19 protein-coding genes are annotated in these 22406 nt (G+C 63.0%); 7 read left to right on the plus strand and 12 right to left on the minus strand.

Annotated elements, in window-relative coordinates; translation table 11 throughout:
- Window positions 1-14: 14 nt before the first annotated feature.
- On the minus strand, window positions 15-146 hold the full coding sequence (gene lptM / locus KDW95_RS14985; RefSeq protein WP_255856525.1) for an LPS translocon maturation chaperone LptM: 132 nt from the start codon (window positions 144-146) through the stop codon (window positions 15-17).
- Window positions 147-274: 128 nt separating this feature from the next.
- Between lptM and cyaY the strand changes: the two genes are divergently transcribed.
- Complete coding sequence (gene cyaY / locus KDW95_RS14990; RefSeq protein WP_255852625.1) at window positions 275-598, plus strand: iron donor protein CyaY; 324 nt, start codon at window positions 275-277, stop codon at window positions 596-598.
- A gap of 59 nt (window positions 599-657) precedes the next feature.
- Here the strand turns inward: cyaY and waaA are convergent, their stop codons facing one another.
- A complete protein-coding gene (gene waaA, locus KDW95_RS14995) occupies window positions 658-1917 on the minus strand; it encodes a lipid IV(A) 3-deoxy-D-manno-octulosonic acid transferase (protein ID WP_255852626.1) in 1260 nt (419 codons plus the stop codon).
- Between the two features lie 3 nt (window positions 1918-1920).
- Complete coding sequence (gene msbA, locus KDW95_RS15000) at window positions 1921-3681, minus strand: lipid A export permease/ATP-binding protein MsbA (protein WP_255852627.1); 1761 nt, start codon at window positions 3679-3681, stop codon at window positions 1921-1923.
- A gap of 191 nt (window positions 3682-3872) precedes the next feature.
- Here msbA and lpxL point away from each other — a divergent pair, with 191 nt between their 5' ends.
- Window positions 3873-4796, plus strand: coding sequence for an LpxL/LpxP family Kdo(2)-lipid IV(A) lauroyl/palmitoleoyl acyltransferase (gene lpxL / locus KDW95_RS15005; protein WP_255852628.1), 924 nt, complete (start codon window positions 3873-3875; stop codon window positions 4794-4796).
- A gap of 6 nt (window positions 4797-4802) precedes the next feature.
- On the opposite strand, the gene KDW95_RS15010 is transcribed toward lpxL, so the two are convergent.
- Genes KDW95_RS15010 through KDW95_RS15040 form a run of 7 tightly spaced genes read right to left on the minus strand, consistent with a single transcriptional unit; the run spans window position 4803 to window position 11413 of the window.
- Window positions 4803-5921 (minus strand): polysaccharide pyruvyl transferase family protein, encoded by a 1119-nt coding sequence (locus KDW95_RS15010; protein WP_255852629.1) that lies wholly within the window; start codon window positions 5919-5921, stop codon window positions 4803-4805.
- Entirely contained in the window at window positions 5918-6604 is a 687-nt protein-coding gene (locus KDW95_RS15015) for an SGNH/GDSL hydrolase family protein (protein ID WP_255852630.1), read from the minus strand. Before KDW95_RS15015 ends, KDW95_RS15010 begins: the two co-directional genes overlap by 4 nt.
- The gene (locus tag KDW95_RS15020) at window positions 6601-7602 is read right to left on the minus strand and encodes an ELM1/GtrOC1 family putative glycosyltransferase (RefSeq protein WP_255852631.1); all 1002 of its coding nucleotides are present in this window, start codon (window positions 7600-7602) and stop codon (window positions 6601-6603) included. Before KDW95_RS15020 ends, KDW95_RS15015 begins: the two co-directional genes overlap by 4 nt.
- Window positions 7589-8626, minus strand: a complete 1038-nt coding sequence (locus KDW95_RS15025) for a glycosyltransferase (RefSeq protein WP_255852632.1) — start codon at window positions 8624-8626, stop codon at window positions 7589-7591. Before KDW95_RS15025 ends, KDW95_RS15020 begins: the two co-directional genes overlap by 14 nt.
- Entirely contained in the window at window positions 8623-9438 is an 816-nt protein-coding gene (locus KDW95_RS15030; protein WP_255852633.1) for a polysaccharide deacetylase family protein, read from the minus strand. Before KDW95_RS15030 ends, KDW95_RS15025 begins: the two co-directional genes overlap by 4 nt.
- On the minus strand, window positions 9435-10535 hold the full coding sequence (locus KDW95_RS15035; protein ID WP_255852634.1) for a glycosyltransferase family 4 protein: 1101 nt from the start codon (window positions 10533-10535) through the stop codon (window positions 9435-9437). The genes KDW95_RS15030 and KDW95_RS15035 overlap by 4 nt, the downstream gene beginning before the upstream one ends.
- A complete protein-coding gene (locus KDW95_RS15040; RefSeq protein ID WP_255852635.1) occupies window positions 10532-11413 on the minus strand; it encodes a mitochondrial fission ELM1 family protein in 882 nt (293 codons plus the stop codon). Before KDW95_RS15040 ends, KDW95_RS15035 begins: the two co-directional genes overlap by 4 nt.
- Window positions 11414-11752: 339 nt before the next feature.
- Here KDW95_RS15040 and KDW95_RS15045 point away from each other — a divergent pair, with 339 nt between their 5' ends.
- Entirely contained in the window at window positions 11753-12748 is a 996-nt protein-coding gene (locus KDW95_RS15045) for a branched-chain amino acid aminotransferase (RefSeq protein WP_255852636.1), read from the plus strand.
- A 339-nt stretch (window positions 12749-13087) separates the two neighbouring features.
- Here the strand turns inward: KDW95_RS15045 and glnE are convergent, their stop codons facing one another.
- The gene (gene glnE / locus KDW95_RS15050) at window positions 13088-16024 is read right to left on the minus strand and encodes a bifunctional [glutamate--ammonia ligase]-adenylyl-L-tyrosine phosphorylase/[glutamate--ammonia-ligase] adenylyltransferase (RefSeq protein ID WP_255852637.1); all 2937 of its coding nucleotides are present in this window, start codon (window positions 16022-16024) and stop codon (window positions 13088-13090) included.
- 78 nt (window positions 16025-16102) lie between these two features.
- Window positions 16103-17191, minus strand: a complete 1089-nt coding sequence (locus KDW95_RS15055; RefSeq protein ID WP_255852638.1) for a CYTH domain-containing protein — start codon at window positions 17189-17191, stop codon at window positions 16103-16105.
- 192 nt (window positions 17192-17383) lie between these two features.
- Here KDW95_RS15055 and KDW95_RS15060 point away from each other — a divergent pair, with 192 nt between their 5' ends.
- From KDW95_RS15060 to argA, 4 genes are all read left to right on the plus strand, one after another.
- A complete protein-coding gene (locus KDW95_RS15060; protein WP_255852639.1) occupies window positions 17384-18064 on the plus strand; it encodes a TIGR00153 family protein in 681 nt (226 codons plus the stop codon).
- A 24-nt stretch (window positions 18065-18088) separates the two neighbouring features.
- The gene (locus tag KDW95_RS15065; protein WP_255852640.1) at window positions 18089-19354 is read left to right on the plus strand and encodes an inorganic phosphate transporter; all 1266 of its coding nucleotides are present in this window, start codon (window positions 18089-18091) and stop codon (window positions 19352-19354) included.
- Between the two features lie 152 nt (window positions 19355-19506).
- Window positions 19507-20676, plus strand: a complete 1170-nt coding sequence (gene argE / locus KDW95_RS15070; RefSeq protein ID WP_255852641.1) for an acetylornithine deacetylase — start codon at window positions 19507-19509, stop codon at window positions 20674-20676.
- Window positions 20669-22021: an amino-acid N-acetyltransferase gene (gene argA, locus KDW95_RS15075; protein ID WP_255852642.1), complete on the plus strand. Its 1353-nt coding sequence runs from the start codon at window positions 20669-20671 to the stop codon at window positions 22019-22021. Before argE ends, argA begins: the two co-directional genes overlap by 8 nt.
- Window positions 22022-22406 lie beyond the last annotated feature (385 nt).

A 22406-nucleotide genomic window follows, 5' to 3' on the forward strand; every position in this document is an offset into this window, starting at 1 on the left:
CAATCTGTCCGTTGTCAGTTCTGTGCGGGAGCCGGTGGCTCGGCCGATGTCTGAGCGGCGGGTGCGGCGGGATCTGCCTGGTCCGGCATGTAAAGCGGACCTTTCTGACCACATCCAGACAGCAATGCAAAGGTTACGAAGAGCATCCAGTTCCAGCGTTTCACGATTGCAGCCCCTATTCCGGCGATTCCAAAGCAGCGATTATACCCGGGATGAGTAGCGGCAGAAACTCGGATATACTGCCGGGCTCAAAGCACCGCGGAATCCCAGACCGATGACAGAATCAGAATTCAACGACCGGGTCGATGAAACCCTCATCAGCCTCGAAGACCTGCTGGAGGATGTCGACAGCGACCTGGATGTCGAGAGCCATGGCGGCATGCTCACCGTCGTCTGCGAGAACGGCAGCCAGGTGATTTTTACTCGCCAGCCACCGGTCAAGCAGCTGTGGGTGGCCGCCCGCAACGGCGGCCATCATTTCGATTTCGATGCGGCGGCACAGCGCTGGCTGCGCGATACCGACAAGGCGCCGCTGGCGGATGTGCTGAACGAGATTTTCCGCATCCAGGCGGACGAGGACCTGAGCTTCCCGTTCTGAGCGGGCCCTGTTGACCGGTTGAGACTGCCGCCAAACGTTTGCTGGCAGAACAGTCGGCCTTACAACCTCAGCATGGCCGCGACCTCGCGGTACAGCCGCTCCAGCGCTCCGCGGTTTTGCTCGATAAAGGCGCGCGCGGCCCTGCCCTCGCGCTCCCGCAAGCTCCGATCCGCCAGCAAGCGCTGCAACTCGCGGGTCAGGGCTTGCTCATCGGCTACGCGAACAAGCCCTCCTGCGCGCTCCAGCGCATCGCAGATCGCCTGAAAATTGAACACCTGCTGCCCCATAAGCACCGGTTTGCCCAGTGCCGCGGGCTCCAGCGGGTTGTGTCCGCCCCGGGGCACCAGGCTGCCGCCCACAAAGGCGACATCCGCCGCCGCATAGACGCCCATCAGCTCGCCCATGGTATCGACCAGGTACACATCCGCTGCTGCCCGGGCTCCAGGTTCGCTGTGACGCGCCACCGTCCAGCCGGCATCGCAACACAGGCAGTACACCGACTCGAAGCGTTCAGGATGGCGCGGCACCAGCACCAGCAGCAGATCGGGAAACGGGCCACGCAGGTGCCTGAGGACACGCAGCAAGGCGGCATCCTCACCCTCATGCGTGCTGCCGGCCACCAGCACCGGTCGCTCGCCCCAGAGGGCGCGAAGGCGGGCCCCCGCTTCCAGCCATTGCGGCCGGATTTCAATATCAAGCTTGATACTGCCGCTGATACTCAGCTGCTGCGCCGGCAACCCCAGGGCGACAAAGCGCTCGCCATCGCTGTCGTGCTGCGCCACGACCCGATCCAGCCGCTGCAGCATGGGGCGGGTCAGGGCCGCGAAACGCGCATAACCCCGGGCCGAGCGCGCCGACAGCCGGGCATTGGCCAGCAACACCGGCACAGCCGCACCCTGGCAGGCATGCACGAGATTGGGCCAGAGTTCGGTTTCAACGATAATGCAACCAAGTGGCCGGGTACGTCGCAAAAAACGCCCCAGCGCATCGGGCAGGTCCCAAGGGCAGTAGACATGCTGTACCCGGTCACCAAACAGGGCCCGCACACGCTGCGAGCCGGTCGGCGTGGTGGTGGTCAGCAGCAGCGGCAGATCGGGGTGGCGGGCCAGCAGCAGCTCCACCAGCGGCGCTATGGCCACGGTTTCGCCCACCGACACGCCGTGAATCCAGAGCGGACGCGTGCCCTGGCGGGGTACGAATCCCAGCCGCTCGCGCCAGCGCAGCCGGTACGCCGGCGCTTTGCGGCCGCGCCACCAGAGGCGCAACAGAATCACCGGCAATGCCAGGTACAGCAGCGCCGTGTAGAGCCATCGTGCCATCAATCAGTTGTCCGCAAACTGCATGCGATGCAGCTGGGCATAGGCGCCATCGCGCTCAATGAGCTGCGCATGGGAGCCCTGTTCGACGATGCGGCCCTGGTCCATCACCAGGATCAGGTCCGCCTTCTCGATGGTCGACAGGCGATGGGCGATCACCAGGGTCGTGCGCCCCTTGATCACCTGATCCAGTGCATCCTGGATATGGCGCTCGGACTCCGTATCCAGCGCCGAGGTGGCTTCGTCCAGGATCAGGATAGGGGCATCCTTCAGAATCGCCCGGGCTATGGCGATACGCTGGCGCTGCCCACCGGAGAGCAGCAGGCCGCTTTCGCCGACCTCGGTGTGCAACCCGTCCGGCAAACGGTTCGCAAACTCCATCACATGGGCCGCCTCGGCGGCCGCCTCTATTTCCGCCGCACTGCAGCCGGCCATGGCACCATAGGCGATGTTCTGGGCAATGGTGCCGTTGAACAGTACCACCTGCTGATTCACCAGGGCAATCTGGTCTCGCAGGTTGCTCAGCTGGTACTGCTCCAGCGGTGTGCCATCGAGGCGAATGCTTCCCGTCCAGCCATCATTGAAACGCGGCAACAGGGACGCCAGGGTCGACTTGCCGCTGCCTGAGCGCCCGACCAGCGCCACCGTCTGGCCCGGCTCGATGTGCAGGTCAACAGCATGCAGCACGGCGCCGGCATCGACACCATAGTGATACCCCACCCCCTCGAAGCAAAGCTCGCCCCGTACCCGCCCGACCCGGTGTTGCCCGGCATCCCGCTCGGGGTCTTCATCGATGATCGAAAACACCGATTCGGCCGCGGCGATGCCTTTCTGTACCAGGGTACTGATATCGGTGAGCTGGCGCAGCGGCTTGGTGATCAGGCCTGCCGCCGTCAGAAAGGCCACGAACTGGCCGGTGCTCATGCCACCCATGACATCGGGGTGCATGGCCACATAGAGCAGACCCGCCAGGGACATGGCGATCAGGAACTGCACTGCCGGCGTATTGAGCGACTGGGTCACCACCATCTTCATGAACTGTCGCCGGTTGCGATCACTGGCCTCGTTGAAGCGGCTGCGTTCGAACTCGGTTCCACCAAAAATGCGTACTATCTGGTAGCCCTTGATGGCCTCGGAGGCCGCACTGGTGATATCGCCCACCGAGGTCTGAAGGCGTCGGCTCAACTTGCGCATGCGCCTTGATGCAACCGAGACGACGACGGCGATCAAAGGTGCTGCGGCTATAAAGATCAGCGTCAGTTTCCAGTTGAGGTAGAACAGGTACCCGAACAGGCCGATAACGGTGAGACCTTCGCGCATCAGCACCTTGATCGCATCGGTCACGGCACCGGTGACCTGTTCGACGTTATAGGTCAGCTTGGCCAGCAACTCACCGCTGGCATTCTGATGGTAGTAGCTGCTGGGCAACGCCAGCATGCGCTCGAACAGGTCAGTGCGCAGTCCGTGTACCACCTGGCGCGCCACATGGCTGATGCTGTAGTTGCCAACGAAGGTGCCGACACCGCGCAGCGCGAAAATGCCCAGCACGGCCAGCGCCAGCCAGGCGCGTGCGTCCAGATTGCCGCTTTCCACTGCGTCCACCACCTGCTCGAGCCATTTGGCCGACAGCGCCTGGGAGGCACCGTAAATGCCGAACGCCATGAAGCTCACGACAAACGCAAACCAGTAGGGCTTTACATATACCAGCAGCCGCTTGTAGACCATCCAGCTGCTCAGTTCGGTGTTAGGTAACTGTTGCTTGCTCATCAAAGATCGCATCGATTCCGCCAGATTCGCGCACATTATACATGGATGCCACCCCGGGGAACGGGTCAGGAGCGACACTGGGATAGGGCCAGAATCTAGCGGCCAGAAAGGAGCGGCACGCGGTTTGCCGATCCGCACCGACAACCGTAAAATGCAGTCCATCTCTGGCGACCACGGGTCGAGCGACTCCAATGGCACGAAAAGACCACCCCACAGGCCCCTACTGGCACCCGCGCTACTGGCTGACCTGGCTTGGCATGGGGCTGCTGTGGCTGCTCAATCGCCTGCCTTACCGGGCCCAGCTGGCTCTGGGCCGAGGCTTCGGTCACCTGCTGTACCGGGTTGCCCGCAGTCGACGCCATGTCGTGCAGGTCAATGTGCGTCTGTGCTTCCCCGAGCTGGATGCCAAGGCGCAGCAGCAACTGGTACGGGACATTTTCGCAAATAACGGCATAGGCGCTTTCGAAACGGCCATGGCCTGGTGGTCACCGCGGGACTGGTTTCGCGGTCGCACCGAACTCAAGGGACGTGAACACCTGGAGGCGGCGCTCAGCCAGGGCAAGGGCGTGATACTGCTGGGGGCCCACTTTTCCACCCTGGACCTGGGCGGCCTGCTGTTTTCGGAATTTTATCCGGTCGATGCCATGTACCGCCGCCACAATAACCCGCTGATGGAAAAGATTATCACCCGGGGCCGCAATCGCTACTTTGGCCAGGCCATCGAACGTTCGGACATTCGCTCGGTAATCCGGGCGCTGCGCAAGAACCGTATCATCTGGTATGCCCCGGACCAGGATTTCGGCATCAAGCAGTCGGTCTACGCACCCTTCTTTGATATACCTGCAGCCACCATCACCGCCACCACGCGCATGGTCAAGCTGAACGACTCGCCCATCCTGATGCTGGCGCAGCACCGCCTGCCCGACAACAGCTACGAGCTCGAACTGCTGCCGGTGATCGAGCCCTTCCCGACCGGCGATGACGTGGCCGATGCCACGCGCATCAACGCGGAACTCGAACGCGCCATCCGCAAGGACCCGGCCCAGTACATGTGGGTGCACCGGCGCTTCAAGACGCACCCCAAGGGCAAGAACTACCTCTATAGAACGCCATAGCCACGCTTACCCGGCGGTGGCAAAGGCGCGCTCCAGGCCCTGTTCAACCGCATCCGCCAGGCTGTCGCAACGCTGGCGCAGACGCCGTTTCTCGGCATCCAGTTCCGCAAAGCCGGCCTCCAGCGCCTGGACATACTCGGGCACCGAATAGTTGCAGGACAGCACCCCGCCCCGGCTTTCCAGCAGCGCCATCAGGCCATTCATCTTGCAGGTATTGCCCACCAGCGGGATCGTCACCGTTCCCTGCAGGGCCGCCAGGATAGTCGGGTGAAAACGGCCACCCACCGATATCTCAACCTGCGCCAGCACATCACACAGATCCCGAAAACCCAGCTGCTGCTCGGTCAGGGTCTGGACACCGGACAGCTTCGCTGTCATGGCCTGGGCCAGCGCCTCATCCGTTTTGGTGCTGCACAGGAACAACAGCGGCGCCTCGGGGCGCACCTGGCGTACCGCATCGCACAGCCGTCCCATGGTCGCCCCATCCCTGGGCCCCAGGGCTGATGAGCCGAAAATGGCGATACTGCCAGGGGCAATGTCAGCCGCCGGCGTCGATTTCCGACCCCAGTCCGGCGGCAGCCGGTTGCTGAAAAATGCGGCATCCGGCACCAGTTCCGCGCAGGGCACGGCCTCGCCAAGCCCTTGCAGCGATATGGCTTCGCGCACCTGAACCGCGTCCAGGCCCGCATACACCTGCTGCAAATACTCCAACGCTGCCGGCTTGCTTGCCAGGTCCACCGACTGGTTGACACTGATGCAGGGCACACCGGCCCTCTTCAGGCGCTCGACCAGGGCCAGCAGACGCATCAAATGGCCCGACTTGCCGTGCATGGAGCCTTCACCGTTCAGCAATACCAGGTCATAGCTAAACCAGCGTTCATCGACGCGCACATTCATCTGCTGCAGAAAGCGATCCAGGTCCCGCGTTTTGCCTGCGGCCAGAAAGCGTGATTCCACCCAGCGGCGCAGCTGCGGGATATGGCGATACGGCAGTTTCGGCAGGTGGACGCTGTCGAGCTGTGCCCCTGGCCATTTGCGCTCCACCAGGTAGCGCAGGCAACTGGTCGTGGCCTGGCAGCCCCAGTTGCGGGAACGGGAGGTATCATTCAGAAACAGTATTTTCACTCGACCGGGCTCCCCTGTGGCCTGATTTGAAGGTCATAGATGCGCTCCAGCTGCTGGCTCACAAAGGCATAGCCCTGGGCGTTCAGGTGGGTACCATCGTCCTGCAGCCAGTCATCCAGATGCTCTTTGAATGCGTCGTACAGCGGCAGCAGGTAAACGCTCTCGTGCTCAGCCGCCAAGTCCGCCAGCACGGTGTTATAGGCCTGTATATGCGGATTTCGGTGCAACTCCCGGTTCGGAGCGGTTTCCAGCAGCACCACCGGTCGACCGCGAGCATTGTGGATAATGTGCTCCAGGTTGGCCCTGTATTCAGCTTTGGAAACCAGGTGGTCCTCGCCCATCCACTTGGCGAGTGACAGCTTCTTGCTGATCTTTTTGTACTTCTTCGCCAGTTTGCGCCCGATATAGCGCCATTTGTTGTCGGGGTAATAGAGCACGTAGGGGGCGTGGGCGATGGTGCGCCAGGCATCCACCAGCCCAAACTGCACGGTGATAAATTCGGCATCCGTGTGCGCATTGTCATCGAAAATACGTACGGCTTCGCGCGTGCTGGCCATGGTATGGCCCAGATTGATGACCTCGAAGCCCTTGCTGCGGGCGAATGCTTCAGGGTAGCTGTTATACAGGCAAGGGCCTTCGCCCTTGGTGTTGCAGTCGCCCAGTGCCAGAATGCGTGGTTTCATGATGTACTGACCAGATATTTTTCAAGTTCTTCGCCAAGCCCGACCGATACCGAGCACTGCAGCGGCTCAAGGCCCGCCGCCGTGACCTCCAGCGCCGCCATGTTCAGCACCGCCAGCCTGATGCAGCCAACCAGGTGATGGCCCTGCAACCGTTCGAGCGCCCAGCGGTAGAAGTCATCCCGCGACACCTGCTCGGGTCGCAGCCCTATTACCGGGCGGCCACAGCTCACGGCCTCGGTCATCATCGAAAAACTGTCCTCGGTACAGAATACCCGGCTGGAACGGGTCAGGAAGGCCTGCATGACGGGTTTGGGCGCCTGGCAGTACCACACGGCTTCCACTTCGAGTCCGCTGGATTCAACCCGCTGTTTCAGGTAGTTCTCGGCGACCAGCCCGGTACGCCTCGAAGTCGTCAGCACCCAGCGAACCCCCAGCTCCCGCTGGGCCTGGCCCATGAAGTCCACCAGACGGTCCCAGTCCGGCTCGGCATACCGGTAACTGCCGGAATCACCGCCAATGGCCATCATCCAGGTTTCGGCGCCGGTTTTTGCGGGCAGCGGTAGCCACTCCACGGCCGTTGGGCTGATCAGCACATCCAGCGTATTGGGCGCGTTGTCCGGATTATCCAGCACAATGTTCAGCCCGACACAGGCAGCAGATACCCCTCGCAGGCCGCCAACAAAGATATTCCGGGAATTCAGCAAGCGCGCCAGGGCGATGTTCAGGTAGAGGGTATTTCCCCCGGTGGAAACGATCAGGTCGGGCTTCTGGAATGCGCTTCCCAGCCCGTAGGCACGTCGGATCAGGGGCCAGCAGCTCCAGGGCAAGCGATTGAACAGCAGTTTCAGCAGCGGTCGCAGGAAGGCCCAGCGCAGCTTGACCTCCACCCAGTTCACATCGATTTCGTGCCGGTGCTCCAGCGCCAGCAGTACACCCCGGGTCTGATTGAAGTGGCCGGGGCGGCCATCACTCAGGCACAGCACGCTAAGCTTGCCCATGGGTTTTCCTCGCCTTGACCGTTTGCTGCAACACCTGTCCGGTATGACTCAGCATGGCATCAAAATGCAGCGCTTCGAGCGCCCGCGCCCACACAGGCTCCAGCAGGCGGGCATAGGCCGGGAGATCGGCCAGGGTCTGTGTCAGCAAGTGGTGCAGCGCCGCCGCATCGCCCTCGCAAAGCCCTGCGGATGGCAGGAACTCCCGCGGGCCAGCCACCCGGGTGGAAATCAGTGGCGTGCGACTGAGCAGGGTTTCGGCCATCACATAGGAAAAGGATTCGCGCCTTGACGAGATCACCACCAGGTCCGCCGCCGCAATCAGGGCCGGCACATCATCGCGGTGCCCGAGCAGCCGGGTACGGTCCTGCAGTCCCAGTTCGACAAGGCGCGCTTCGAGTGCCCCTCGCTGCGGGCCTTCCCCGACAATCAGCAGGTCGGCGTCCAGCCCTTGCCAGGCATCCAGCAGGATATCAAAGCCCTTTTCCGGCACTAGCCGGCCCACAGTAAGTACTTGCACACGCTGGCTGCTCTGCCCCGTCTGGAAAGGGCTGGGCTCGACCAGCTGCATTCCTGCCACGGGTGGCCAGTGAATGCCGTTATACACCACCGTAACCGGGAAGGTGGCCAGGTGCTCGGCAATCCCCCGGCTCACGGCAATGACACGATCAAACCCGCTAAAGGCGCTGTTGTCGCGCTTGAAACCGTGGGCCGTTGCCACCAGTGGACAGCGAATCCAGCGGCGTATCGTCCCCACCATGGCGGCGGCCTTGTGGGCATGGCAGTGCACCACATCCGGTGCTACTGCATTGATTCGACGCACAAGTTGCCAGAGTGCCCGGGGATTGCGACGGCTGCGGGCCAGGTCCAGTGCCTCGAAGCGCACCGCGGCGGCGAAGCGCGAGCGGTACTTTTCATGGGCGATGGCGATCACATCGTGCTGCTCGGACAGGCCGTTGCACAGCTCGACGAAATGCTTTTCCAGGCCGCCTTCCTCGTTACCGCCGAGCACCTCGCAAATTCTCATCGCCTCCCTCCCCTGACACCGGTGCGCAGGCGCAGGCGAAAGGCCAGGCCGTTGTCCTTGCCGGATATTTTTACCCGCTTGAGTTCGAAGCGCCGGTTCAATATATCAGTATCGATACCTTCAACCGTGGTCACCGCCGTGGCGAAGCCGGCCTGCTCGGCAAGACGGACATCGGTCGCATCAAAGATACCGAAAGGGTAGGCGAACGAGCTTGGCGCTGTGCCAAACTGTGCCTGCAGCAGTTCCCGCCCGGCGGTGATTTCGTCCCGCTTGCCTGGCGTATCGAGCCGTGCCAGGTTGGCGTGGGTGCGGGTATGGCCACCCAGCTCCCAGCAACCGGACGCCAGCATTTCGCGCACCTGCGCATCGCTGAGCTTGGGCTCGTGCATCAGCTCGCCGCTGTCGTGGTGCGCCTTCTTGGCCGTCGACCAGTCCCGTTCGAACCGGTCCACCACCAGGTAGAGGGTCGCCCGGGCACCGTATTTCTGCAGTATGGGATGGGCATTGCGGTAGTTGTCCTCGAAACCGTCATCGAAGGTCAGCAGCACGGTCTTGGCCGGCAGTAACGCGGGGTCGGTCAGCTCGGACATGAGGGCAAAGTGCCAGCCGTTTTCCTTCAGCCAGCGGATCTGGGCTTCGAAGCGGTCAGGCTTCACCCGCAGTTTGTTAAAGCGCGCCCCGGGGCGATGCTCGCTGACCATGTGATACATCAATATGCGGGGGTGCCTGTAGTCCACCGCCTTGCGCCACCAGGCATAGCGGTGGCTGAAGACGGCCCCCGCCAGCAACAGCGCCACACCGAGCCAGCTCACGCACAGAGCTCCCGGTATACCGCCAGGGTCTGCTCCAGCATGGTGTTCTGCAGGAACACCGCGTTGCCGGTCGGGCGCTCGCCGCCCTTGAGCAGCGCTGTCACCCTGGTCACCAACGCCTCACTGTCTCCCAGTGGCACGGCGCCAGCCGGATAGAGGGCGCCAAGAATTTCGCCGACGCCGCCGTGGGCGTAGCCCGCCACCGGCACGCCCAGGCTCAGGGCTTCGGCTACGGTACGGCCAAAGGACTCCGGCTTGGTCGACAGCGACAGCACCAGGCTGGATACCGCGTAGATATCGCGGATATCGTCGCGCCCGCCGGTGAGCGTGATGTCATCCCCCAGCCCCAGCGACTGGATGCGTTCCCGGATTTCCCGGGCATAGGCCCGGCGCTTGGGGTCTTCGCCTCCGACGATCAGGCCATGCACCGGCAGGCCCGCGGTTTTCAGCGCCTGCAGCAGGTCAATAAAGTCGTTGTGTCCCTTGAGACGGGTCAGGCGCCCGGGCAGCGTCAGTAGCTGCTTGCCGGCAAGTGCCGGGTATTCACTCTTCCAGCGCTCAAGCCAGTCAGGTTCAGGCTGGTAGCCGAAGGGGAACTCCAGCGGGTCTATACCGCGGTAGATACGCCGCACCCGCGCCATGTCGGTTTGCGGGTAGTTGTCGCGGATGTAGTTTTCCACCGTTTCCGACACCGCGATAACGCGCTCGCCACGGCACATGACGCCGCTGTAGCCCGATACGGAATAGAGACCATGCACGGTCGTGACCAGGCGCGGGCGCTCAGACTCCGGCAAGCCCTTCCAGGCATGCCAGGCCACCCAGGCCGGCATGCGCGAGCGCAGATGCAGGATGTCGGGTTTTTCTTGCCGCAGCCAGCGTCGCAGCGCCCAGATGTTGCGCAACGTCCAGGGGGACTTGCGCCCCAGGTCCCAGGTCACATGGCGGCTGCCGTCCCGTTCCAGCGGTGCAACCAGGCGGCCGCCAGCCGAAATCACGATGGACTCGTGACCCTGGGATACCAGCGCGCGGGCCACTTCCAGCGTACCCTTCTCGACACCGCCACCCTCCAGTGCCGGCAGAACCTGAACCACCTTCATAGCTTGAATCTTTCCTGTAATAGCCGCGCGCAGCGGTCGGCTTCATTGAACCCCTGGGCCGGCGCCGACAATGGCCGGCCGCTCCACTGCGCCAGCGCGGTTAGCTGGCCGCGCTGGACCAGGCTGGCCAGGCCCCGGGCGACACGGCTGTCGCTGACCGGAGCCAGCTCCAGCAGGCCCACAGCACAACCGGCACTGAGGGCCTCGTAGATCATCGAAACGCTGTCGGCACTGACCCAGCAGCACTCGGCCACACCGAGCTGGGCCGGCAGCCAGTCGGCATCCGTTTGCTCAGGCAGCACCAGCTCGATCGCCTCGATGGCCGCCAGCGCAGTTTGCAGCGACCGCGGCGTACGCCGGGAGGTCACCACGCGCCAGTGGCGCGGATCACGCTCCAGCAGTTCATGCAGCTGCGCCAGTATCTGCGCGTCGTCCCAGTGATAGTGCTTCGAGGGCCCGCCCAGCAGAATCAGGCCAAAACCGGAAGCCTTGGCGGCCGGTCGCATGCGATTGAGCGCACCCTGGGTACGGATCACGTTGCCGCGTTCAGGCGGGCGGTCATGCTCGGGGATCAGGCACAGATCAAACCAGCCCAACGGCAGGCTCGGGCGCATCAGTACGACAGCAGGCGCCCCGGTGGCCCGATGCAAGGCCAGCAGGCTCAGGTGGGTGCCATGGCCGGCGCCGATCAACAGCGCTGGCTGGGGGACGACATCGTGCCGCCGCCCCAGCAGCGCCCGCATCAGCTGCGTCCCCCGCAGCGGTGTCCGGATGTCGACCTGCAGCTGCGGCCGCAATGCCTGCAGCGCGCCAGCCAGCCCCAGGGACTGGTTCAGGTGGCCGGGTTTGCCGTCGCTGATAATACAGATGTGGGACACTGAACTTCCTGTGGCGGGCGCGCTGTTCCACGCGCGGCTGATAAATCATTTGGCTATTGCCCGCCGCGGCGCTAGGCAGCGGTACAACCGGCTGACCATGATAATCAAAATCAGGCCAAAGACCCACGCCACAGGTGCCGAATTTGGCGAATGCCCGCGCAGGAGGCCCAGCCACAGGCTGAAAATACCGTTGCGGGCCCACTTTTTAAGCGCCAGACAATTCCATTTTTCCTGAGGATGCTTACAATCTAGCGTCCTGTATTATAGATCCGCGATGGCCCTGTCACTCCTGCCTGCGCGAGGACTCTATTTTTCTGCACTTGTTTTAGGATGGTCAGTATGGCGGCTTTCGGCTCACTTTTTATGCCAGAAATGGCAATTTCCTGGTTTGACGGTTCTGACTGGAGTGAAAGCCAGGTGGTACCGAGCGACAGCATCCAGCTGCACCCCGGCGCTCATGTCCTGCACTACTCCAGCACCTGCTTTGAAGGCCTGAAGGCGTTTCGCCACGCAGACGGTTCCATCAAGATTTTCCGCATGGACCAGAACATCGCCCGCTTCGCCCAGAGTGCCGAGCTGCTGGCCCTGCCGACCATCAACCCGGCGGCCACCACCGCAATGATCACCGATATCGTTGCACGCTATGCCGATGAAGTGCCGGCGCCTCCCGGCTCCATGTATATCCGCCCGACCCACTTCGGCACCGAGCCTGCCATCGGCAAGGCCGCCGTCCCGTCCCTCACGTCGTGCCAGTACGTGCTGCTGTCACCGGTGGGCGACTATTTTGCCGGTGGCGACAAGGCGCTGCGCCTGCTGGTCGACGACCAGGGCATGCGCTGCCCGCCGCACATGGGCATGGTCAAGAGTGGCGGCAACTATGCCGGCGCCCTGCGTCCGATCATGAAAGCCCGCGCCGAGGCCCAGGCCGACCAGGTGCTGTTCTGCCCCGGCGGCGATGTGCAGGAAACCGGCGCCGCCAACTTCCTGCTGATCGACGGCGACGAAATCATCACCAAGGCGCTGGACGAGAGCTTCCTGCACGGCATCACCCGGGATTCCATCCTGACGCTGGCGCGGGACCAGGGCATGAAGGTTTCCGAACGTGCCCTGACCATCGACGAACTGCTGGAGCGCGCCGCCAAGCCCGGTTGCGAAGCCGCGCTGTCCGGCACCGCCGCAGTGCTGGCGCCGGTCGGTACGCTGATTTACCACGGCAAGGAATACCCGGTCGGCAATAGCGGCGTGGGCAGCACCACGGTGAAACTGCGCCAGGCACTGAACGACATCCAGTGGGGCAAGGCCGAAGACCGGCACGGCTGGCTCACCAGCATCTGATTGCCGCCATAGCCACGAAAGAGCGCCAGACATCACTGCCTGGCGCTTTTTGCTTTTTGCTCCCCAAAAGCTTCGCTGCGAGGCGCAGCTCCTACGGTATGAAGTGACCTCGGGTGATTCGTGATTCGTGATTCGTGATTCGTGATTCGTGATTCGTGATTCGTGATTCGTGATTCGTGATTCGTGATCAGCGTGCCAGGCACCCCCACCAATGACCAATGACCAATGACCAATGACCAATCACTAATCACTGATCACCCGCTTTCACCTTTCACCCTGAACCTTGCCCCTTTAGCCCTGCCCCTTGCCCCCTTTCGCCTTGCACCTTTCACCTTGCACCTAGCCCCTTGAACCAGTCCCGGGCTCCATCAGCTGCGCCCAGATACGGCTCACCGCCGCGCGATAGTCGCCCATTTCCGAACTGGAAATCACGCTCGACTGCTCCTGCATGCTCAGGCGATGCCCCGCCGAGCGGTACGCCTTGTACGCCTCGCGCAACTGCTCGGCATCTTCCGGCACCAGCAAGCCCACCTGCTCCGCCGCATCCAGAATGCGGATATTGTCGGTAAATTCCAGCAGCTGTGGATAACGTTCGCCATAGGCCAGCACGCAGTACTGCACCAGGAACTCGATATCCACAATGCCACCCGGATCCTGCTTCAGATTGAACAGGGCGGGTTCATCCTCCGCCGTCGGCTTGCTGCCCAGGTGTTCGCGCATCTTGATGCGCATGTCCAGCACCTCCTGGCGCAATGAAGCACCTTCGCGGGGCTGAGCCAGGATCTGTGCCCGTACCTGTTCAAAAGCCTCCTTGAGGCGCGGACAGCCGGCCACCACTCGGGCCCGCGACAGTGCCTGGTGCTCCCAGGTCCAGGCCTCCTTGCGCTGGTACTCGGCAAACGCCTTGAGCGGGCTGACCAGCAGCCCGGCATTACCCGAGGGGCGCAGCCGCATATCCACTTCGTACAGCAGGCCGCCGGCGGTAAAGGTGCTGAGAATATGTATGATGCGCTGCCCCAGGCGGGTGAAAAACACGTTGTTGAACACGGGCTTGTCACCGCTGGTGGACAAATTGGGGTCCGCATCGTGCAAAAACACCAGGTCCAGGTCCGAGCCGTAGGACAGCTCGATACCGCCCAGCTTGCCATAGCCCACAATCACGAAATCCGGATCGCAGGGCTCCCCGGGCGCCTTTTGCGGCAGGCCGTGTTTCTCGACCAGCAGGCGCCAGGCAATATCGAACACCGCCTCGAGAATACTTTCTGCCAGCCAGGTCAGGTAGTCGCTCACCTTCATCAGCGGCAGGGCGCCGGTAATATCCGACGCCGCCACCCGCAGTACATGGGCATTCTTGAAGTAGCGCAGCGCCTCCATCTGCTGCTCGACATCCTCCTGGGGGATACGCAACAGCTGCTGACGCAGCTCCTGCTGCAGCAACTGCTTGTCAGGCGGCGCGTAGAGGGTACGCGGGTCGATCAGCTCATCCAGCAGAATGGGGAAGCGGGTCAGCTTGTCGGCAAACCAGCTGCTGCCCGAACAGAGCCTGACCAGCTGGCGCAGCGCCGCCGGGTTCTCGCCCAGCAGCACCAGGTAGGCGGAACGGCGCAGCACCGCCTGAATCAGTTGCAGCACCCGCGCCAGGGTTTCACTGGAGTTCTCGACCGTCGCCACCTCCATCAGCAGCCGTGGCAGCACGGTACGCAGGCGCTCCAGCGCCACCTGCTGCAGCGCCGCGACGGTGCGGGAGCTGCGCAGTTCATCCAGCTGCTCCCGACTGCGTACGGGGTCATCGAACCCCTGTTCGGCCAGGTACTGCTCGGCGGCGGCCGGCTCCAGCGCCTCGTCCCAGAGCGCCAGCCACTCGGCCACATCTTCCAGCACCTCGGCGTCATCGGTCTTGGCCGGTGCGATCACATCGGCGAAGTGGCGCCGTACATGGCCACGATGCTGCTCCAGCTCGGCGCAAAAGCCGTCCCAGTCGGCCTCCCCCATGGCGCAGGCCAGGCGCAACTGGTCAATGGGTTCGGTGGGCAGTTCCTGGGTTTGCTGGTCTTCGCGCGCCTGGAGTGCGTGCTCGACATTGCGCAGGTAGGTATAGGCTGCCTGCAACTCGTCAATGGCGCCCGCGGGCATGCCGAATTCCGTCAGCAGCGGCAGTATGTGGAGCAATTCGCGCTGCTGCAGCCGGGTGTCGCGTCCACCGCGGATCAGCTGAAATGCCTGGGCAATAAACTCCACCTCGCGGATGCCACCGGACCCCAGCTTGATGTTCTGCTCCAGTCCCTTGCGCCGCACTTCGCGGTTGATCATTTCCTTCATGTCACGCAACGACTCGAAGGCACTGAAATCGATGTACTTGCGGTACACGAACGGACGCAACAGCTGCTGCAGCTCGGCGCCGGCGGCGATATCGCCTGCCACCACCCGGGCCTTGATCATGGCGTAGCGCTCCCACTCCCGCCCCTGGTCCTGGTAGTAGCCTTCCAGGGCGCCAAAGCTGCAGGCCAGAGGGCCCGCCGAGCCGAAGGGTCGCAACCGCATATCGACCCGGAACACGAAACCGTCAATCGTGGTGTTGTCCAGCGCCTGAATCAGCTTCTGCCCCAGGCGGATAAAGAAGTCCTGGTTTTCCAGGCTGCGTCTTGCCCCCTGGGTGCTGCCATTGCGGGCAAAGCTGAAGATGAGGTCGATATCCGAGGACAGGTTCAGCTCGTAAGCTCCGAGCTTGCCCATGCCCAGCACCACCATGCGCTGGGGGAAGGTACGGCCCTGGCTGTCCGGGCGGGAATGCGGCGTACCCCACTTCTCGCAGGCTTCGCCATAGAGCCGGTCGAGTGTCAGGTCAATGCAGCAGTCCGCCAGCCAGGAGAGCTCCAGCGTGGTGCGGCGCATGTTCGCCTGGCGGGTCAGGTCGCGCCAGATAATGCGCACCATCTCGCGGTGGCGGAACTGGCGCAGGCAGCGGTGCAGCCCGGCTTCATCGCCCACGGACTCTAACGCCGGGGCCAGCCGCTCTCGGTAGTCGCCCGCCTCGTAATCCCGCACCAGGTCGCCGCTGCTCAGCAGGTCCTGCAGCAGCGCGGGGGTACGGGCCAGCTGGCTGGCCACATAGTCACTGCCCACCAGTACCCGGGTCAGCTGCTGCTCGAGCGCCTGGGCCGACAACGGGCCCGCGCCGGTATCCAGCGTCTGCAGCACCTCGGCCAGGGTTTGCCAGTGCTGCGCAACTAGCCCGTGCAGCGGCGGCGGTATCAGATCAAGTTGCGGTGCCAGCATGGTTTATCTACTCCCTGAACCTACTGAGGTGGTGGCGGCCCTGCGTTTCGCAATGCGCGCAGAACCGGTACGAAAAGCTTAACAGACTCGGGACAACAGGGCGCCGTAGCCAAGCAGCACACGACCGGTTGCCGGGGAAGCCAGCACCGCATCCAGCCTGAGCGCAGCCGCTGCCGCCTGATCCGCGGCCCAGGCGGACTGCGCGGCAACATCCAGCCGGGGTAGCAGCAGGCGCCAGCCAAGCGCCTGCTCCAGCTGCTGGTTGAGCTGCAGCAGCGGCGCGCTGAGTTCGGATCCAGCTGATGTCGGTAGCAGCGGTGCAAAACTGTGCAGCAGCGCCTGCAACTCGCGACAGGCCAGCGCGGCAGTTTCCACGCCCTGCCAGTCCTGCTCTGCGTTATCGGACCCACTGCCCTCACATCGGCCACGCCATGCGTCAAAGCCCCGGCTGGCACGGGTGAGCGCGCGCTCGGCCAGCGCCAGAAAGGTGGCCTGCGTATCGAGCTGTTCGGGCTGCAGCGCAGCCTCGGGCCGCTCCCGCGCCGCGCCCAGCAAACGGTAGCCCCGTTCGGCCTTGCTGATATCGCTCACCAGCACCGGCACGCTCTGTGCCAGCTGCATGGCCACCCGGTACAGGTCCGGCGCCGTGCCCTGCTTGAGTTCAAGCTCCAGTTCGCACAGGGCGGTGCTGACGCCGGCCGCGGTTGCCGTCACCTCGCCCTGGTCGAGCACCAGCTCGATCAGCACCGGCTCCCCACCGTGCGCCGACTCGCGCAGCATCCAGGTGGTACGCTCAAAGTCCGTGCGAAAGGCCGGCACGATGCGCCGCTGTATTGCTGTGCTTTGCAGTGCTTCGGGCCAGTCCGCGGTGGACAATAGCGTGTAATCCAGCGCAGGCTCTGGCAGGTCCCATTCCCACTCGTTGCGCTGGTGCAGCCCACCCTGGCTTGAGCCGCGGGTTTTCAGGGTCTGGATGTAGCGCCCGTCCTGCTCACGGATGCGCAGCGCCACCCGGTGCTGCGCCAGCAGGCGATCCGGCGTATCGAAATACTGGTTGTGCAAAGGCCGGCTGCCACCGGGCTCCGGTTCGCCCAGCCAGGGCAGCGCCCTGAGCGCCAACGCCTGTTGTGGATCCAGACTCAGCTTTAACTCAACTTCCCGCGCCATGACATCATCCATATAGAGTGCATTAGGCTGGAGTTTACCCGCCCGGCGAGGGTCTGTGTACGCCCGCCTGGAGCAGGACCTGTAAAAGCTGCGAGCACAAAGGTGTTAAAAAAATATTCCACTTTTACTACAACAGCGCTTTATGCCCACTTATACTTGCGCCCGAAGTCGTGACAACCAACAGGGATACCCATGGTAACCAATAATCCGATTCTGCAGATGTTTGCACGCTCGCCGTTCAAGCCCATGCAGGAGCACATTGCCAAGGCTCAGTCTTGCGCCCTGCAGCTGATTCCGTTTTTCGATGCCGTCATGGCGGACGACTGGGAAACAGCCGCGGCGGTCCAGCAGCGGATTGCTGTACTGGAGCATGAAGCGGATGCGATGAAAAAGGAGGTTCGTACGCACCTGCCAAACAGCATTTTCCTGCCGGTCCCCCGGTCCGATCTGCTTGAACTGCTGCGCATGCAGGACAAGATCGCGAACCGTGCCAAGGACATTTCAGGCCTGATGCTCGGACGCAAGATGGCAGTGCCCGCCGCAATCCAGCCCCAAATGGGCCAGTTTGTCCGCAGCGCACTGCAGACCTCTGCCCAGGCGCTGACCGCGCTGAACGAGCTGGACGAACTGATCAGCTCGGGTTTCGGCGGCATTGAGGTCAAGTCTGTTGAAGGGATGATCAACAGCATTGATGACCTCGAGCACGATGCCGACGACCTGGAGCGCGAAATTCGCAGCGCCCTGTTCGCGGTGGAAAAAGACATGCACCCGATCGATGCGATGTTCCTGTACAAGGTCATCAACTGGATCGGTGACCTCGCCGACCGCGCCCAGCAAGTAGGCGCACGTCTGCAACTGCTGCTCGCACGCTAAGCCTTTCGTACCAAGGACTTCCACATGAACATGATTGCACAGCACGGCGATATGATCGTCATCCTTGCCTGCATCTTCGGTTTCTTCATGGCCTGGGGCGTCGGCGCCAATGACGTCGCCAATGCCATGGGCACCTCCGTAGGCTCCCGTGCCCTAACCCTGAAACAGGCGATCATGATCGCCATTCTGTTCGAATTTGCCGGCGCCTACCTGGCCGGCGGCGCGGTAACAGACACCATCCGCAAGGGCATCATTGATCCGGACCTGCTGACCGGCTCACCGGATCTGCTGATCTACGGCATGCTGGCAGCATTGCTGGCTGCCGGCCTCTGGCTGCTGATTGCCACCCACTATGGCTGGCCCGTGTCCACCACCCATTCCATCGTGGGCGCCATCGTTGGCTTTGCCGCCGTGGGCATTGCGCCGGAGGCGGTCCAGTGGGGCAAGGTGTCCAGTATCGTTGCCAGTTGGGTGGTGTCGCCGCTGATGGCGGGCTTTATCGCCTTTTTCCTGTTCCGCACCGTACAGGCGCTGATTCTGGATACGGCTGATCCGTTCAAAAACGCCAAAAAGTACGTACCCATGTACATCTTCCTGGTGGGCTTTATCATCGCCATGGTGACCTTCACCAAGGGTCTGAAGCACATCGGCCTGCACCTGAGCTGGACGGAAAGCGCACTCTACTCCGTGGGCTTCGGCATTTTCACCATGCTGGTGGGCCTGGTACTGCAGCGCAACATCCAGCCCAACCCGGAAGCCGACCGTGAGTATCACTTTTCCAGCGTCGAGAAAATCTTTGCTGTACTGATGATGTTCACCGCCTGCGCCATGGCGTTTGCCCACGGTTCCAACGACGTTGCCAACGCCGTTGGCCCGCTGGCTGCCATTGTTGGCGTTGTCAGCGCCGGCGGCGCCGTGGCCCAGAAAACCTCGATGCCCACCTGGATCCTGCTGCTCGGCGGCGCCGGTATCGTTGCCGGCCTGGTGATGTACGGCCACAAGGTCATCGCCACCGTGGGCAACAACATTACCGAGCTGACCCCCAGCCGCGGTTTTGCCGCGACCCTGGCCGCGGCCACCACCGTGGTCATCGCCTCGGGTACCGGCCTGCCGATCTCCACCACCCATACCCTGGTGGGTGCGGTGCTGGGTGTGGGCATCGCCCGCGGCCTGGCGGCACTGAACCTGCGGGTCGTGGGCACGATCTTCATATCCTGGGTCATTACCCTGCCGGCCGGTGCCTTCCTGGCCATCATGTTCTTCTTCATGTTCAAGGGCATGTTCGGCTAAGTCGGCAACCCTGCCTGCTGCAGACAAACGGCGCCCTCCACGAAGGCGCCGTTTTTGTTTTCTGTGCCCCCGATTCCCGCCGGGCGCAGCATAGACCGGTGCCTGCAAAGGCTGCACAATAGAGCGCATGTCATTTGCCTTCGAGGTCTGTCATGCCCGCTGCCCTTCCCGATCTGGTCACCATGTTGCGCGAACTGATCGCGTCGCCGTCGATCAGCTGCTCGTCCGCCGACTGGGACCAGAGCAACCTCGGCGTTATCACCAAGCTTGAAAGCTGGCTGTCGGATCTCGGTTTTCGTACCGAGGTGATGCCCGTGCCGGGGCAGCCGGGCAAATCCAACCTGATCGCCACCCTGGGCACAGGCCCTGGCGGCCTGGTGCTGTCCGGTCACACCGACACCGTGCCCTGCAACAGTGAGCTGTGGCAGAGCGACCCGTTTCGCCTCGATGAACGCGACAACCGCTTCTACGGTCTTGGCACCTGCGACATGAAGGGGTTCTTCCCCATTGCCATTGAAGCGGCCCGGCGTTTTATCGGCCAGCCGCTCAAGCAGCCGCTGATTATCCTGGCCACCGCCGACGAGGAAAGCTCCATGAGCGGTGCCCGGGCGCTGGCCGAGGCGGGCCGCCCGAAGGCCCGCTATGCCGTGATTGGCGAGCCCACCGGCATCAAGCCCATCTATATGCACAAGGGCATCATGATGGATGTGGTGCGGGTCACCGGCCGCTCGGGCCACTCATCAGATCCGAGCCTGGGGGCCAGCGCGCTGGAGGCCATGCACGGCGTGATGGGCGAGCTGATTGCCTTTCGCCGTGAGCTGCAGCAACAGTACCGCCAGAGCGATTTCACCGTCTCGGTGCCCACCCTGAACCTGGGCTGCATCCACGGCGGCGACAACCCCAACCGCATCTGCGGGCGCTGCGAACTGGAATTCGACCTGCGCCCGCTGCCCGGCATGAGTATCGATGTGCTGCGCGAAGCCATCCACCAGCGCCTCGCACCGCTGCAGCAGCCCTTCGGTGTAAAGATCGATGTCCAGGAGCTCTTCCCGGGCATTCCGCCGTTCCAGAACTCGCGTACCTCGGAGCTGGTGCGCACCGCCGAGGCGCTGACAGGTCACCAGGCCGAAGCGGTTGCCTTTGGTACCGAAGCCCCGTTCCTGCAGGGCCTGGGCATGGACACCATCGTCATGGGGCCTGGCAGTATTGCCCAGGCCCACCAGCCGGACGAATACCTCAGCCACGACCAGATCAACCCGATGGTCGGCGTGCTGGAACAACTGATTCAGAAATACTGCCTGCACGGCAAAACGGATGCCTGACGTGAACAACGAAGCCCCGCAATACGTCGACTGGTTCCGCCAGTCATCGCCCTACATCAACGCCCACCGTGGCAAGACCTTTGTGCTGATGCTCGGCGGCGATGCGGTGGTTGACGCCAACTTCGCCAACATCGTCCATGACATCGTGCTGCTGAACAGCCTGGGCGTCCGGCTGGTACTGGTGTATGGCTCGCGCCTGCAGATCGAGCAGCGACTGGCCGAGCGCGGCCTGCAGTCGCGCCTGCACCACGACATGCGCATCACCGACAGTGAAACCCTGGACTGCGTGATCGATGCCTGCGGTTATCAGCGTTGCCTGATCGAGGCGCGACTGTCGATGGGGCTGGCCAACACGCCGATGCACGGTGCGCGCATTCGCGTCTGTTCCGGCAACTTTGTCACGGCGCGTCCCTACGGCATCCACGAAGGCGTGGACCTGATGCACACCGGCGAAGTGCGCCGCGTCGACAAGACCGCCATCGCCCGTCACCTGGATCAGGGGGAAATCATCCTGCTGTCCAATATCGGCTACTCACCCACCGGCGAGATGTTCAACTTAGGCGTAGAAGAAGTGGCCACGGAAGCGGCCAAGGCCCTGGGGGCCGAGAAGCTGATCCTGTTCGGTTCCACCAGGGGCGTGTTCGACAGCAGCGGCGAACTGCGCAGCGAGCTGCTGGCCCGCACCGCCGAGCGCATGGTCAAGCAGTACCTCAACCGCATGGAGTCCGAAGCACCGGATCAGGAGTACACTGAGCTGTCGCGCCAGCTCGATGCCGCGGTGATCGCCTGCAACCACGGTATCCCGCGCTGTCACCTGATCAGCTACCAGGAAAACGGCGCCCTGCTGAGCGAGCTGTTTACCCGCGACGGTGCCGGCACCATGGTGGTACGCGAATCCTACGAACAGGTGCGTCAGGCCTCGATCGAGGATGTCGGCGGCATTCTGGAACTCATCGCGCCGCTGGAGCAGGCCGGCATCCTGGTGCGGCGCTCGCGCGAACTGCTGGAAGCGGAAATCGAGCAGTTCACCATCGTCGAACGCGACGGCGCCATCATTGCCTGCGCAGCCCTCTACCCCTTCATCGACGAGGGCATGGGAGAGCTGGCCTGCGTGGCGGTTTCCAACCTGTACCGTGGTGGCGAGCGCGGCGACATGCTGCTGGGCGCCATCGCACAGGTCGCGCGGGAGATGGGGCTGACGCAGCTGTTCGTGCTGACCACCCGCACGGCGCACTGGTTCGTGGAGCGCGGCTTTGTCGAGGCCCCGCTGGAACAGCTGCCCGGCAAGCGCAAGGAACTGTACAACTACCAGCGCAATTCCAAGGTCTTTATCAAGCCGATCTAGAGCACTTTCACGAAACACTTATCTGTCGATCGAGGTTGTTTTGAGTGCTTCCTTACTTCGAGGCGGCCGGATATGGGTCGAGGTAAGATGAAAGTGTTCTAGTGTGCGTATAATGATCAATTAAGCATGGCGGCGAACCGCCGCACGACGGAACGCCGCCCGAAGCAATTCGCTTGGGTAAACGGTGCGATTCGCTACGCTCATCAGCACCCTACGAAAGCATCCATTTCACCGGGGCGTCAGAACGGCTCTTGCTACCCCTTATGAAGCCAGCGAGCACTGAGGTCATTCGACGAATAGGCCCGAAGGGGCGCAACAGGGACTGATGCGCCTGCGATGAGGTACATGGATGTACCGTCAGCGCAGCCCGCCGAATGACCTCAGA

It is taken from the genome of Marinobacterium rhizophilum, from assembly GCF_024397915.1.
Lineage (GTDB): Bacteria > Pseudomonadota > Gammaproteobacteria > Pseudomonadales > Balneatricaceae > Marinobacterium_A > Marinobacterium_A rhizophilum_A.